General features: G+C 60.3%; 11 protein-coding genes. 9 read left to right on the plus strand and 2 right to left on the minus strand.

Annotated elements, in window-relative coordinates:
• Positions 1 to 211 precede the first annotated feature (211 nt).
• Positions 212 to 1,687 (minus strand): inorganic phosphate transporter, encoded by a 1,476-nt coding sequence (locus tag AC1DVE_RS20060; RefSeq protein ID WP_223459360.1) that lies wholly within the window; start codon positions 1,685 to 1,687, stop codon positions 212 to 214.
• 379 nt (positions 1,688 to 2,066) lie between these two features.
• Entirely contained in the window at positions 2,067 to 2,267 is a 201-nt protein-coding gene (locus tag AC1DVE_RS20065) for a hypothetical protein (RefSeq protein ID WP_007986337.1), read from the minus strand.
• Between the two features lie 691 nt (positions 2,268 to 2,958).
• On the opposite strand from AC1DVE_RS20065, the gene pcaR reads away from it, so the two are divergent.
• From pcaR to AC1DVE_RS20110, 9 genes are all read left to right on the plus strand, one after another.
• A complete protein-coding gene (gene pcaR, locus AC1DVE_RS20070; RefSeq protein ID WP_008054175.1) occupies positions 2,959 to 3,801 on the plus strand; it encodes a pca regulon transcriptional regulator PcaR in 843 nt (280 codons plus the stop codon).
• Positions 3,802 to 3,924: 123 nt separating this feature from the next.
• A complete protein-coding gene (pcaK, locus tag AC1DVE_RS20075; RefSeq protein WP_223459358.1) occupies positions 3,925 to 5,271 on the plus strand; it encodes a 4-hydroxybenzoate transporter PcaK in 1,347 nt (448 codons plus the stop codon).
• Between the two features lie 264 nt (positions 5,272 to 5,535).
• Positions 5,536 to 6,393, plus strand: coding sequence for a CoA transferase subunit A (locus AC1DVE_RS20080; RefSeq protein WP_008054173.1), 858 nt, complete (start codon positions 5,536 to 5,538; stop codon positions 6,391 to 6,393).
• Entirely contained in the window at positions 6,393 to 7,172 is a 780-nt protein-coding gene (locus tag AC1DVE_RS20085) for a CoA-transferase subunit beta (protein WP_008054172.1), read from the plus strand. Before AC1DVE_RS20080 ends, AC1DVE_RS20085 begins: the two co-directional genes overlap by 1 nt.
• Positions 7,169 to 8,374: a 3-oxoadipyl-CoA thiolase gene (pcaF, locus tag AC1DVE_RS20090; protein ID WP_223459356.1), complete on the plus strand. Its 1,206-nt coding sequence runs from the start codon at positions 7,169 to 7,171 to the stop codon at positions 8,372 to 8,374. The genes AC1DVE_RS20085 and pcaF overlap by 4 nt, the downstream gene beginning before the upstream one ends.
• A gap of 37 nt (positions 8,375 to 8,411) precedes the next feature.
• A complete protein-coding gene (gene pcaH, locus AC1DVE_RS20095; protein ID WP_223459355.1) occupies positions 8,412 to 9,116 on the plus strand; it encodes a protocatechuate 3,4-dioxygenase subunit beta in 705 nt (234 codons plus the stop codon).
• A 1-nt stretch (position 9,117) separates the two neighbouring features.
• Positions 9,118 to 9,684 carry a protocatechuate 3,4-dioxygenase subunit alpha gene (gene pcaG, locus AC1DVE_RS20100; RefSeq protein WP_223459354.1) on the plus strand — a complete coding sequence of 189 codons (567 nt, stop codon included), beginning with the start codon at positions 9,118 to 9,120 and terminating at the stop codon, positions 9,682 to 9,684.
• Positions 9,685 to 9,878: 194 nt separating this feature from the next.
• Positions 9,879 to 11,183 (plus strand): MFS family transporter, encoded by a 1,305-nt coding sequence (locus tag AC1DVE_RS20105; RefSeq protein ID WP_223459353.1) that lies wholly within the window; start codon positions 9,879 to 9,881, stop codon positions 11,181 to 11,183.
• A 45-nt stretch (positions 11,184 to 11,228) separates the two neighbouring features.
• Entirely contained in the window at positions 11,229 to 12,593 is a 1,365-nt protein-coding gene (locus tag AC1DVE_RS20110; protein ID WP_223459351.1) for a 3-carboxy-cis,cis-muconate cycloisomerase, read from the plus strand.
• Positions 12,594 to 12,600 lie beyond the last annotated feature (7 nt).

Genomic DNA, 12,600 nt, shown 5'->3' on the forward strand with positions numbered 1-12,600 from the left:
TTTTTTTATTGCTGCCTACTTCCGACATTACACAATTAATGTGGGAGCGGGCTTGCTCGCGAAGGCGGTGGATCAGTCAACATCTTCGTTGAATGTGAAGCCGCCTTCGCGAGCAAGCCCGCTCCCACATTAATTGTGTAATGTCGGAAGTAGGCAGCAATAAAAAAGGCGCGTTCCTTGCGGAGCGCGCCTTTTCTAGTTTGGCGGTGTATCAGCTGCCAAGGGCCTTCGAGGCCAGCCAGAACAACCCGGCCGACAGGGCCACGGTGGCTGGCAGGGTCAATACCCAGGCCAGCAGGATGGTTCTGACGGTGCCGCTTTGCAGGCCGCTTTTGTTGGCGACCATGGTGCCCGCCACGCCCGAGGACAGCACGTGGGTGGTGGAAACCGGCAGGCTGAAGATGTTCGCCATGCCGATCAGGCTGGCGGTGGTGATCTGCGCCGACATGCCTTGGGAGTAGGTCATGCCTTGCTTGCCGATCTTCTCGCCAATGGTCAGTACCACGCGTTTCCAGCCGACCATGGTGCCCAGGCCCAAAGCCAGTGCAACCGCCAGGATCACCCAGAACGGAGCGTATTCGGTGGTGGTGGTCAGGTCCTTGCGCAGCTTGTCCAGGTCAGCCTTTTCACGAGCCCCGAGCGTTGGCAACTTGCTGACTTTCTTCGCCGTGTCGTCCAGGCAGAGCAGGTAACGACGTACTTCGATGCGGCTTTCCGACGGCAGCGAGTGGTAGTCGGCTACACCCTTGAGGGTGCCGAGCAGGGCGGTGATGGTCGGTTCGGTCTGTTGCGGGTTGCAACGGAATTTCTCCGGCAGATCGCCATCCAGGCTCTTGCCCAGGGCCAGGAACTCGCCCAGGGTTTCGGAATTACGCTGGTAGAACTGGCTCAGGTGCAGCGTGGCGTCGCGAGTCCGCTCGATCTGATAGGTCGTGCTGTTCAGGTCGAGGACGAACTGCGCCGGCACGATACCGATCAGGACCAGCATGATCAGGCCGATACCTTTCTGGCCATCGTTGGAACCGTGCACGAAACTCACGGCCATGGCCGAGATCACCAGTACCAGGCGATTCCAGAACGGCGGGTGCTTCTTGTCGTCGATCTTGCGGCGCTGTTCCGGTGTCTTGTGCATCTTCGACAGCGGACGCCACCATTTAAGACCGATCAGGATCAGCGCGGCGATCAGGAAACCGGCCATTGGCGAGAACACCAGCGAGGCGCCGATATCGATCGCTTTCTGCCAGTTCACACCGTCAGCCAGCGGAATATCGTTGATCAGGGCGTTGGCCAGGCCAACCCCGAGGATCGAACCGATCAGCGTGTGGGAACTGGAAGCGGGAATACCGAAGTACCAGGTGCCCAGGTTCCAGGTAATGGCGGCGGCGAGCAACGAGAACACCATGGCCAGTCCGTGACCGGTGTTCACATTGATCAGCAGTTCTACCGGCAGCAGGTGGACGATGGCATACGCCACGCCGACCCCGCCCAGCAGCACGCCGAGGAAGTTGAACACACCGGAGAAGAACACCGCCAGGTGAGGCGGCATGGCTTTGGTGTAGATAACGGTCGCCACCGCGTTAGCGGTGTCATGAAAGCCGTTGATGAACTCGAAGGCGAGGACAAAGGCCAGGGCGAGCAAGAGGCTCACAAGCACCCAAGCATCCAGTCCGCTGAATAAATCGATCATGAAGGTTTTCTGACCCGGTCATAAGGGGGCGCGATTATGCCAGAAAAGACTGCTAATCAATGCACTAGCTGCTCATCGGTAACATTCTTCAACGAATTTTTTTGCCGCAGCACCGGAAAACCCAGGGTTTTGCTGCGTTTTTTAAGTAATTGATTTTATTGAAGAAATACGCTGTCACATAACCTTCACGGCCCGGTAAGAGGGGGCTTGAACGGTTGTGCGAAAAATCTGAGAAATAGGTCAGATACCGGAAATCTGCCTGATTCGACGACGGTAATGGCCGCTGCCCGCTCATAGCGGGCACGCAAGGCAACATCAATACATCCCGCTTTTAACGGGTGCAGAGGCAGGCCCTGGTAAGGATATCAGGCCAAAGCAGTCACGGCTCTTCGGCTTTGAGTTCCTTTTCCATTTTTTGAAGTTCTTGCTGGAAAACCTGATCCTGAACGGTGGCGCGTTTACGCCAGGGTTTGCGTTCCGGTTCGGGTTGAGCGGCGTAAGTGGTGACTTCTCCGCCGTAAACTTCCTTGTAACGTTGTTCCTGGCGCTCTAGTTCCGCGCGCAGTTCGTCTTTCGTCACAGTGCTACCTGTTTGAGTTGGGATAAATTCTGGTGAAAACGCGCTGCATCAAATCGATCGATCACGTTCGTCGAATGGGCAATGCCCGTCAAGGCATCGTTTTTGGCAACGACGTGATCAATACTTCCATGTCACAGGCGGCCACGGCACCAGAGATAAACAGCTGACGTAGCTTCAGTTTCCTGTTACTGCAAGCGCACTGGCAAGGCTGTGCAATGCGGATCTGGCGCTTGCAACGGGCAACGGCGATGGAACATCGCATTGCCGGGCAGCGGGTTCGGCAAGTAAAAAACCGAAGCGCTACTGAATTGTATTATAGCGGCCCATTTGAAGAACACTATCTCCAAAGAGTTAAAAGTGAATCTTGGTGTGTGACCGTTTTGTTGCTCGAAACTTTGCGATTAACTAGAACGTCGACGGATACCACATCGCTGCCGTGCCTTTCTGACGCCGTTAAGTCGGGCAAGTTACGGTAATTAGATTGCCCCATTAAGTCCTGTGTCGAGTCGACGTAAACATGGGTTCGCGAGTCAGCAAAAATCCGGACACCGGCGGATCGGGCGATTTACCCGGTGGATTGCGATTATCGGTCGAGCGTTCGATAATCGCACGGAGTTGACGGGCCGGGCTTGAGCGTCAGGCAGTAGCCCTTTGTAATAGTCGCTGATCCGAATGGGTAAAAGGACCTTGTATGAACGATCAAATGCGCAATTCCTTCGCTTCAGTGGCTCCTCCCATCGTTGCCTCACCGGCCAAACGGATCCAGGCACTGACCGGCGACCCGGATTTCATGACGTCCCTGGCCCGTGGCCTGGCCGTGGTGCAAGCGTTCCAGGAGCGCAAACGGCACCTGACCATCGCCCAGATCAGCCACCGTACGGAAATTCCCCGCGCCGCCGTGCGCCGTTGCCTGCACACCCTGATCAAGCTCGGCTACGCCACCACCGACGGCCGCACCTATTCGTTGTTGCCCAAAGTGCTGACCCTCGGCCATGCCTATGTGTCATCAACGCCGCTGGCGGTTTCCGCCCAACCTTACCTGGACCGCATGAGCGAGCAACTGCACGAGGCCTGCAACATGGCCACGCTGGAAGGTGATGACATTTTGTACATCGCCCGCTCCGCGACCACCCAGCGCCTGATTTCGGTGGACCTGTCGGTGGGCGGGCGCTTGCCGGCCTATTGCACGTCGATGGGGCGGATTCTGCTGGCCGCGCTGGATGACACGTCGCTGGGCGAATACCTCGACCACGCCGAATTGCAAGCCAAGACCAGCCGCACGATCCACACCCCCGAGGCATTGCTCGAATGCCTGCAAGAAGTACGACTGCAAGGCTGGTGCATCGTCGACCAGGAACTCGAGCAAGGGCTGCGTTCGATTGCCGTCCCGGTGTACGACGCTTCCGGGCAGGTGGTTGCGGCCCTCAACGTCAGCACCCATGCGGGGCGGGTCAGCCGCAATGAACTTGAACAGCGTTTCCTGCCCGGTTTGTTGAGCGCCAGCCGCGACCTCAGTGCCCAGCTGTTTGCCTAAGCTGTTCGATAAACGCACAGAGTTGCGTTTATCGAATTGACGCTGTTTCCTGCGGATCATTACTGTCGCGGCTTCGTCAGCGTCTGCTGACACCGTTCGACTGCGATCCGTGGAATAAAAATAATGAACCAGCCTCAGTCTGCTGTAGGTAACTGCCTCGACGTGCAGTCCTTCATCAATGCCCAACCCATTTCGCGCTACCAGTGGCGCGTGGTGATCCTGTGTTTCCTGATTGTCTTCCTCGATGGCCTCGACACCGCGGCCATGGGGTTCATCGCCCCGGCCCTGTCCCAGGACTGGGGTATCGACCGCGCCAGCCTTGGCCCGGTGATGAGTGCGGCGTTGATCGGCATGGTCTTCGGCGCACTGGGCTCGGGCCCGTTGGCTGACCGCTTCGGGCGAAAAGTCGTACTGGTCGGTGCGGTGCTGTTGTTCGGCGCCTTCAGCCTGGCCTCGGCCTACAGCAGCAATGTCGATCAGTTGCTGGTGTTGCGCTTCCTGACCGGCCTGGGGTTGGGCGCCGGCATGCCGAACGCCACCACGCTGTTGTCGGAGTACACCCCGGAGCGCAAGAAGTCCCTGCTGGTGACCAGCATGTTCTGCGGTTTCAACCTCGGCATGGCCGGCGGCGGATTTATCTCGGCCAAGCTCATTCCGGCCTTTGGTTGGCACAGCCTGCTGCTGATCGGCGGGATTCTGCCGCTGATCCTCGCCGTCGTTTTGCTGCTCTGGCTGCCGGAGTCGGCGCGTTACCTGGTGGTGCGCAACCGCGGTGCGGACAAAGTGCGCAAGGCACTGGCGCCGATCGACCCGACGGTGGTGGCCCAGGCGTCCAGCTTCAGCGTCCCGGAACAGAAAACCGTGAAGGCGCGCAATGTGTTCGCGGTGATCTTCTCCGGCACCTACAGCACCGGCACCTTGTTGTTGTGGCTGACCTACTTCATGGGCCTGGTGATTGTTTACCTGCTGACCAGCTGGCTGCCGACCCTGATGCGCGACAGTGGCGCGAGCATGGAGCAGGCGGCCTTCATCGGCGCGCTGTTCCAGTTTGGTGGCGTGCTGAGTGCAGTGGGCGTGGGCTGGGCAATGGACCGGTTCAATCCGCACAAGGTCATCGGCACTTTCTACCTGCTGGCCGGGGTGTTTGCCTATGCGGTAGGGCAGAGCCTGGGCAACATCACAATCCTGGCGACCCTGGTGCTGGTGGCCGGGATGTGTGTCAACGGTGCGCAATCGGCAATGCCGTCGCTGGCTGCACGGTTTTATCCGACTCAGGGGCGGGCCACCGGGGTGTCGTGGATGCTCGGGATCGGCCGCTTCGGCGCCATCCTTGGTGCCTGGATGGGCGCGACGCTGCTGGGGCTGGGCTGGAACTTCGAGCAAGTGCTGACGGCGCTGGTGATTCCGGCGGCACTGGCAACGACGGCGGTGCTGATCAAGGGCATGGTCAGTCATGCGGATGCGACCTGAGGCCTGTCCGATTCTTCATTGAGCGTGCGGACCTCTTCGCGAGCAGGCTCGCTCCCACAGGAAAACGCGATCAACTGTGGGAGCGAGCCTGCTCGCGAAGCTTTTGGGGATCGGTAGCCAAGCAACAATATGTTCGATAATCGAACGATTAGTCGATTATCGGATTGTTTGGCGTTTTGCACGGGCTTAATCTTCAGTCATTCCGGCGCTGCGCATCGGCGCCTTCTTCCACTGTCGGTTAACAATAAACGGGAGCCTGCCCCAATGGCTGAAATCCTTTCGCTGCACGACGCGGTGAAGCAATTCGTAAACGACGGCGATACGGTCGCGCTCGAAGGCTTTACTCACCTGATCCCGACGGCGGCGGGTCACGAAATCATTCGCCAGGGCAAGAAAGACCTGACCCTGGTGCGGATGACCCCTGACTTGATCTACGACCAGTTGATCGGTGCCGGTTGTGCCCGCAAGCTGATTTTCTCCTGGGGCGGCAACCCGGGTGTCGGCTCCCTGCATCGCCTGCGTGACGCTGTGGAGAAACAGTGGCCCCACGCGCTGGAAATCGAAGAACACAGCCACGCCGACCTGGCCAATGCCTACGTCGCCGGCGCTTCCGGCCTGCCGTTCGCGGTACTGCGTGCCTACGCCGGTTCCGACTTGCCGAAGGTCAACCCGCTGATCAAATCTGTCACTTGCCCGTTCACTGGCGAAGTGTTGGCCGCCGTGCCTTCGGTGCGCCCGGACATTACCGTGATTCATGCGCAGAAAGCCGACCGCAAGGGCAACGTGCTGCTCTGGGGCATCCTCGGCGTGCAGAAAGAAGCTGCGCTGGCGGCCAAGCGCTGCATCGTCACCGTTGAGGAAATCGTCGACGACCTCAATGCACCGATGAACTCCTGTGTATTGCCAACCTGGGCCTTGAGCGCGGTTTGCCACGTACCCGGCGGCGCGCATCCGTCCTACGCCCACGGTTACAACGAGCGCGACAACCGTTTCTACCAGGCCTGGGACCCGATTGCCCGCGACCGTGAAACCTTCACCGCGTGGATCAACGAATACATCCACGGCAGCGCTGACTTCAGCGAGTTCCAGGCCAAACTGGCCGCCGCTTCGGAGGCGAAGTAATGACTTACACCACCAATGAAATGATGACCGTCGCCGCCGCTCGCCGTCTGAAGAACGGTTCGGTGTGCTTCGTCGGTATCGGCCTGCCGTCGAAAGCAGCCAACCTGGCACGCCTGACTTCCTCGCCTGATGTCGTCCTGATCTACGAATCGGGTCCGATCGGTGCCAAGCCAAGTGTATTGCCACTGTCGATCGGTGACGGTGAGCTGGCGGAAACCGCCGACACCGTGGTCCCGACCGGCGAGATTTTCCGTTACTGGCTGCAGGGCGGGCGCATTGACGTCGGTTTCCTCGGCGCGGCGCAGGTCGACCGTTTCGGCAACATCAACACCACCGTCGTGGGTGATTACCACGCGCCGAAAGTCCGTCTGCCGGGTGCAGGTGGCGCGCCGGAGATTGCCGGCTCCGCCAAGAGCGTGTTGATTATCCTCAAGCAGTCGTCGCGCTCCTTTGTCGACAAACTCGATTTCATTACCTCGGTCGGCCATGGCGAGGGCGGCGATTCGCGCAAGCGTCTCGGCCTGCCAGGCGCCGGTCCGGTGGGGATCATCACCGACCTGTGCATCATGGAGCCGGAGGAGGGCACCCACGAATTCGTGGTCACCGCACTGCACCCGGGCGTGACCCGCGAGCAAGTGGTAGCGGCTACTGGTTGGGCAATTCGCTTTGCCGACCATGTTGAGCAAACCGCCGAGCCGACTGAAGTCGAACTGACTGCGCTGCGCGACCTCGAAGCCCGCACCGCTGCCGCACACGGCCAAGCCCCCGGAGAAGCGTGATGCGTGACGTTTATATCTGCGACGCGATTCGTACCCCCATCGGCCGTTTCGGCGGTGGCCTGTCGACGGTGCGTGCCGACGACCTGGCTGCCGTGCCAATCAAGGCCTTGATGGAGCGCAACCCATCGGTGGACTGGAACGCCGTGGACGAGGTGTTCCTCGGCTGCGCCAACCAGGCCGGTGAAGACAATCGCAACGTCGCGCGTATGGCACTGCTGCTGGCCGGTCTGCCGGAAAGCATTCCCGGCGTGACCCTCAACCGCCTCTGCGCTTCGGGCATGGATGCCATCGGCACCGCGTTCCGCGCCATCGCCAGCGGCGAGATGGAGCTGGCGATCGCCGGTGGCGTCGAGTCGATGTCCCGTGCGCCGTTCGTGATGGGCAAGGCCGATGCCGCGTTTTCGCGCAACATGAAGCTGGAAGACACCACCATCGGCTGGCGCTTCATCAACCCGTTGATGAAAGCCCAGTACGGCGTGGACGCGATGCCGCAAACCGCTGACAACGTGGCCGACGATTACAAGGTGTCCCGCGCCGATCAGGACGCGTTCGCCCTGCGCAGTCAACAACGCACGGCCGCTGCGCAAGCCGCAGGCTTTTTCGCCGAAGAAATCGTTGAAGTGCGGATCGCCCACAAGAAGGGTGAAACCGTGGTCAGCCAGGACGAGCATCCTCGCGCCGACACCACCCTGGAAGCCCTGACCAAACTCAAACCGGTCAACGGCCCCGACAAGACCGTTACTGCCGGCAATGCCTCGGGTGTGAACGATGGCGCCGCCGCGTTGATCCTGGCCTCGGCCGAAGCGGTGAAGAAACACGGCCTGACTGCCCGCGCCAAAGTGCTGGGCATGGCCAGCGCCGGCGTCGCCCCTCGGGTGATGGGCATTGGCCCGGTGCCGGCGGTGCGTAAACTGATCGAACGCCTCGGTGTGGCGGTCAGCGATTTCGATGTGATCGAACTTAACGAAGCCTTCGCCAGCCAAGGTTTGGCGGTGCTGCGTGAACTGGGAATCGCGGACGACGCGGCACAGGTCAACCCGAACGGTGGCGCGATTGCCTTGGGTCATCCGTTGGGCATGAGCGGCGCGCGACTGGTGTTGACCGCGTTGCATCAGCTGGAAAAAACCGGTGGCAAGAAAGGTCTGGCGACCATGTGCGTCGGTGTTGGTCAAGGTCTGGCCCTGGCGATCGAGCGCGTCTGACGCGCTCTGAAGACTTATAAGAACTGAGGAATGCTTCATGACTGACAAGCCTGGTTACCGTCGCCCGCAGGCGGGCACTCAGCCGGAATACCTGCACCCGGCCTATCAATCCACCAACCTGCGCTCGCCGTCCAAACCGTTGGTATTGCTGCCCCATTCGTTGTCGGAAATTACCGGTCCGACCATCGGCGCCGAGCGCGTCAACGAGAAGGACAGCGACCTGACCGCCCAGCACGAGGGGCAACCACAGGGTGAGCGCATCATCATCCACGGCCGCGTGCTGGATGAAAACGGTCTGCCGGTGCCGGGGATTCTGGTGGAGATCTGGCAGGCCAATGCCGCCGGTCGTTACGCCCATGCCCGCGACCTGCACGACGCACCGCTGGACCCGAATTTCACCGGCACCGGCCGCACCGTGACCGACGCCGATGGCTGGTACCAGTTCCAGACCATCAAGCCCGGTGCCTATCCGTGGGGTAACCACCACAATGCGTGGCGCCCGGCGCACATCCATTTCTCGCTGTTCGGGCCGAGCATTCTGACGCGCCTGGTGACGCAGATGTATTTCCCGGGCGACCCGTTGCTGGCGTACGACCCGATCTACAATTGCGTGCCCGATACCAGCGCCAAAGAGCGCTTGATCGCCACGTTCGATCTGGAAAAAACCATCCCTTCCTATGCCCTCGGTTATCGCTGGGACATCGTTTTGCGCGGCCGCGACGCCACGCCGATGGAGAAATAAGATGACGCTGACTGCGACCACGTCCCACACCGTCGGGCCGTACTACCACATCGGCCTGACCTGGCTGAACCGCGAAAACCTGACCGTCGAACAAACCCTGGGCGAGCGCGTGGCGATCACCGGGCAAGTGGTCGATGGCAACGGCGATGTCGTCAACGACGCGATGCTGGAAGTCTGGCAGGCCAACGCCGCCGGCAAGTATGACCACCCGGAAGACGACCAGGACAAACCCCTGGACCCGAACTTCGAAGGCTTTGGCCGGGTGCCGGTGGATGCCGAAGGGCGTTTTCGTTTCACCACCATCAAGCCGGGTACGGTTGAGGGGCTCAAAGGCACGACTCAGGCACCGCATCTGGTGGTACTGGTGTTTGCCCGTGGCCTGGTCAAGCACCTGCTGACGCGGATTTACTTTGATGGCGAGGCGGCGAACGTAAATGATCCGTTGCTGGAGTGCGTGCCGACGGATCGTCGCGGTACCTTGATCGCCAAGCAGGATGCATCGGGTGTTTATCAGTGGAACGTGATTCTGCAAGGCACCGATGCCGAGACGGTGTTCTTCGACTATTGAGTGAACACCGTCCCCTTGTGGGAGCGGGCTTGCTCGCGAAAGCGGTATGTCAGGCAACATTTTTATTGACTGACACTACGCCTTCGCGAGCAAGCCCGCTCCCACAGGGATGTGTGTTCGCTGATGCATCTGCGGAACGGGATTGTTGCAAAGTGTGTCTAGACTCTCACTGTCCCCATTGAGTGAAAAAAACAATGACAACACCCACAGCTCCTATAGCTCTTTATACGGGCGAAGAACGCAGCAAGCGGATCTTCGCCATTGTCGGTGCCTCGTCCGGCAACCTGGTCGAATGGTTCGACTTCTACGTCTACGCCTTCTGTGCGATCTATTTCGCGCCGGCGTTTTTTCCGTCCGATAACCCCACCGTGCAGTTGGTCAACACCGCTGGTGTGTTCGCCGCCGGGTTCCTGATGCGGCCGATTGGTGGCTGGATTTTCGGGCGGTTGGCGGACAAGCACGGGCGCAAGAATTCGATGTTGATCTCGATTCTGATGATGTGCTTCGGCTCGCTGCTTATCGCCTGCCTGCCGACCTACAACAGCATCGGGGTCTGGGCGCCGATCCTGTTGCTGTTCGCCCGTTTGCTGCAAGGCTTGTCGGTGGGCGGTGAGTACGGCACTACCGCGACCTACATGAGTGAAGTAGCGCTCAAGGGCCAGCGCGGTTTCTTCGCCTCGTTCCAGTACGTGACCCTGATCGGCGGCCAGTTGCTCGCGGTGTCGCTGGTGGTGATCCTGCAACAGTTCCTCACCGAAGATGATCTGCGTGCCTACGGTTGGCGGATTCCCTTCGTGGTGGGTGCCATGGCGGCGCTGGTTTCGCTGTATCTGCGTCGTTCGCTGAAAGAAACCACCAGCAAGGAAATGCGAGAAAACAAGGACGCCGGCAGCATCAGTGCCCTGTTTCGCGACCATAAAGCTGCGTTCATCACCGTGCTCGGTTACACCGCCGGTGGTTCGCTGATTTTCTACACCTTCACCACGTATATGCAGAAGTACCTGGTAAACACCGCCGGCATGCCGGCCAAGACCGCCAGCTACATCATGACCGGCGCGTTGTTCCTTTATATGTGCATGCAACCGATTTTCGGCATGCTCGCCGACAAGATCGGCCGGCGTAACTCGATGCTCTGGTTTGGCGCCCTCGGCACGCTGTTCACCGTACCGATCCTGTTGAGCCTGAAAAGTGTCAGCAGTCCGTTCCTGGCCTTTGTGTTGATTACCCTGGCGCTGGTGATCGTCAGTTTCTACACCTCGATCAGCGGTTTGGTAAAAGCCGAAATGTTCCCGCCGCAAGTACGTGCCTTGGGCGTTGGCCTGGCGTATGCGGTGGCGAATGCGATCTTCGGTGGTTCGGCGGAGTATGTGGCCTTGAGTCTCAAGGCCGAGGGCATGGAAAACTCCTTCTACTGGTACGTCACGGTGATGATGGCGGTGGCATTCCTGTTCAGCCTGCGCCTGCCGAAACAGCCGAAGTATCTGCAGCAAGACCTTTGATCTTCACGCGCGGGTCGCAAAGGCCCGCGCCTTCAGGAACTGTTTATGAACCAGCGACCGGGCAATCAATTGTTCGATGCCTATTTCACTGCCCGCGATATGCGTGAGGTGTTTTGCGATCAGGGCCGCGTCCAGGCCATGCTCGATTTCGAAGCGGCACTGGCCCGGGCCGAAGCGCGGGTAGGGTTGATACCGTCGAGTGCTGTCGCGCCGATTGAAGCGGCTTGCAGCGCCGGGCTTTACGACTTTGCGGCATTGGGCGAGGCGATTGCCACGGCGGGTAACTCGGCGATTCCGTTGGTCAAGGCGCTGGGCAAACAGATTGCGGCCACCGATGCCGAGGCTGAACGCTATGTGCATCTGGGCGCGACCAGCCAGGATGTGATGGACAGCGGCCTGGTGCTGCAACTACGCCGGGCGCTGGAACTGATCGAAGGCGACTTGGCACAAATGGGGCAGACCCTCGCGTCCCAGGCCCAGCGCTACGCGACCACGCCATTGGCCGGACGCACCTGGCTGCAGCATGCGACGCCAGTCACCCTCGGTATGAAGATCGCCGGCTGGCTGGGGGCGGTGACACGCAGTCGCCAACGTTTGGCCGAACTGAAACCGCGTCTGCTGGTGCTGCAATTCGGCGGTGCGTCCGGAACCCTTGCAGCCCTTGGCGAACAGGCCATGCCGATTGCCCAGGCGCTGGCCGAAGAACTGCAACTGACCTTGCCCGATCAGCCATGGCATACCCAGCGCGATCGCGTGGTGGAGTTCGGCGCCGTGCTCGGCCTGATCGCCGGCAGTCTCGGCAAGCTCGGGCGCGATATCAGCCTGTTGATGCAAACCGAGGCCGCCGAAGTGTTCGAACCTTCGGCGCCGGGCAAGGGCGGTTCCTCGACCATGCCGCACAAACGCAATCCTGTGGGCGCGGCGGTGTTGATCGGCGCGGCGACACGTGTGCCGGGTCTGCTGTCGACGCTGTTCAGCGCCATGCCCCAGGAACACGAGCGAAGCCTCGGTCTGTGGCATGCGGAGTGGGAAACCCTGCCGGAAATTTGCTGCCTGGTGTCCGGCAGCCTGCAACAAGCTTTGTTGATTGCGCAGGGCTTGGAAGTGGATGCCGCGCGCATGACCCGCAATCTCGATTTGACCCAAGGCCTGGTGCTCGCCGAAGCGGTGAGCATCGTCCTCGCGCAACGGGTTGGGCGCGATACTGCGCATCATCTGCTGGAGCAATGCTGCAAACGCGCCGTGGCCGAACAACGTCACCTGCGTGCGGTCCTCGGCGACGAACCGCAAGTGACCGCCGAACTGTCGGCGGCTGAACTCGATCATCTGCTGGACCCCGCCCACTATCTCGGTCAGGCCAAAACCTGGGTCGAGAGGGCGGTGGCTGAACATTCTGCATTGACTGCCTGAAGGAGAC

The sequence above is a fragment of the Pseudomonas sp. P4_B4 genome (genome assembly GCF_056402255.1).

What these genes read in the sequence shown, in the direction of transcription:
- pcaG (WP_223459354.1), top strand. Translation starts at nt 9,118, where the DNA reads ATGACGCTGACTGCGACCACGTCCCACACCGTCGGGCCGTACTACCAC.
- pcaR (WP_008054175.1), top strand. Translation starts at nt 2,959, where the DNA reads ATGAACGATCAAATGCGCAATTCCTTCGCTTCAGTGGCTCCTCCCATC.
- AC1DVE_RS20085 (WP_008054172.1), top strand. Translation starts at nt 6,393, where the DNA reads ATGACTTACACCACCAATGAAATGATGACCGTCGCCGCCGCTCGCCGT.
- AC1DVE_RS20080 (WP_008054173.1), top strand. Translation starts at nt 5,536, where the DNA reads ATGGCTGAAATCCTTTCGCTGCACGACGCGGTGAAGCAATTCGTAAAC.
- pcaK (WP_223459358.1), top strand. Translation starts at nt 3,925, where the DNA reads ATGAACCAGCCTCAGTCTGCTGTAGGTAACTGCCTCGACGTGCAGTCC.
- AC1DVE_RS20060 (WP_223459360.1), bottom strand. Translation starts at nt 1,687, where the DNA reads ATGATCGATTTATTCAGCGGACTGGATGCTTGGGTGCTTGTGAGCCTC.
- AC1DVE_RS20105 (WP_223459353.1), top strand. Translation starts at nt 9,879, where the DNA reads ATGACAACACCCACAGCTCCTATAGCTCTTTATACGGGCGAAGAACGC.
- AC1DVE_RS20110 (WP_223459351.1), top strand. Translation starts at nt 11,229, where the DNA reads ATGAACCAGCGACCGGGCAATCAATTGTTCGATGCCTATTTCACTGCC.
- pcaH (WP_223459355.1), top strand. Translation starts at nt 8,412, where the DNA reads ATGACTGACAAGCCTGGTTACCGTCGCCCGCAGGCGGGCACTCAGCCG.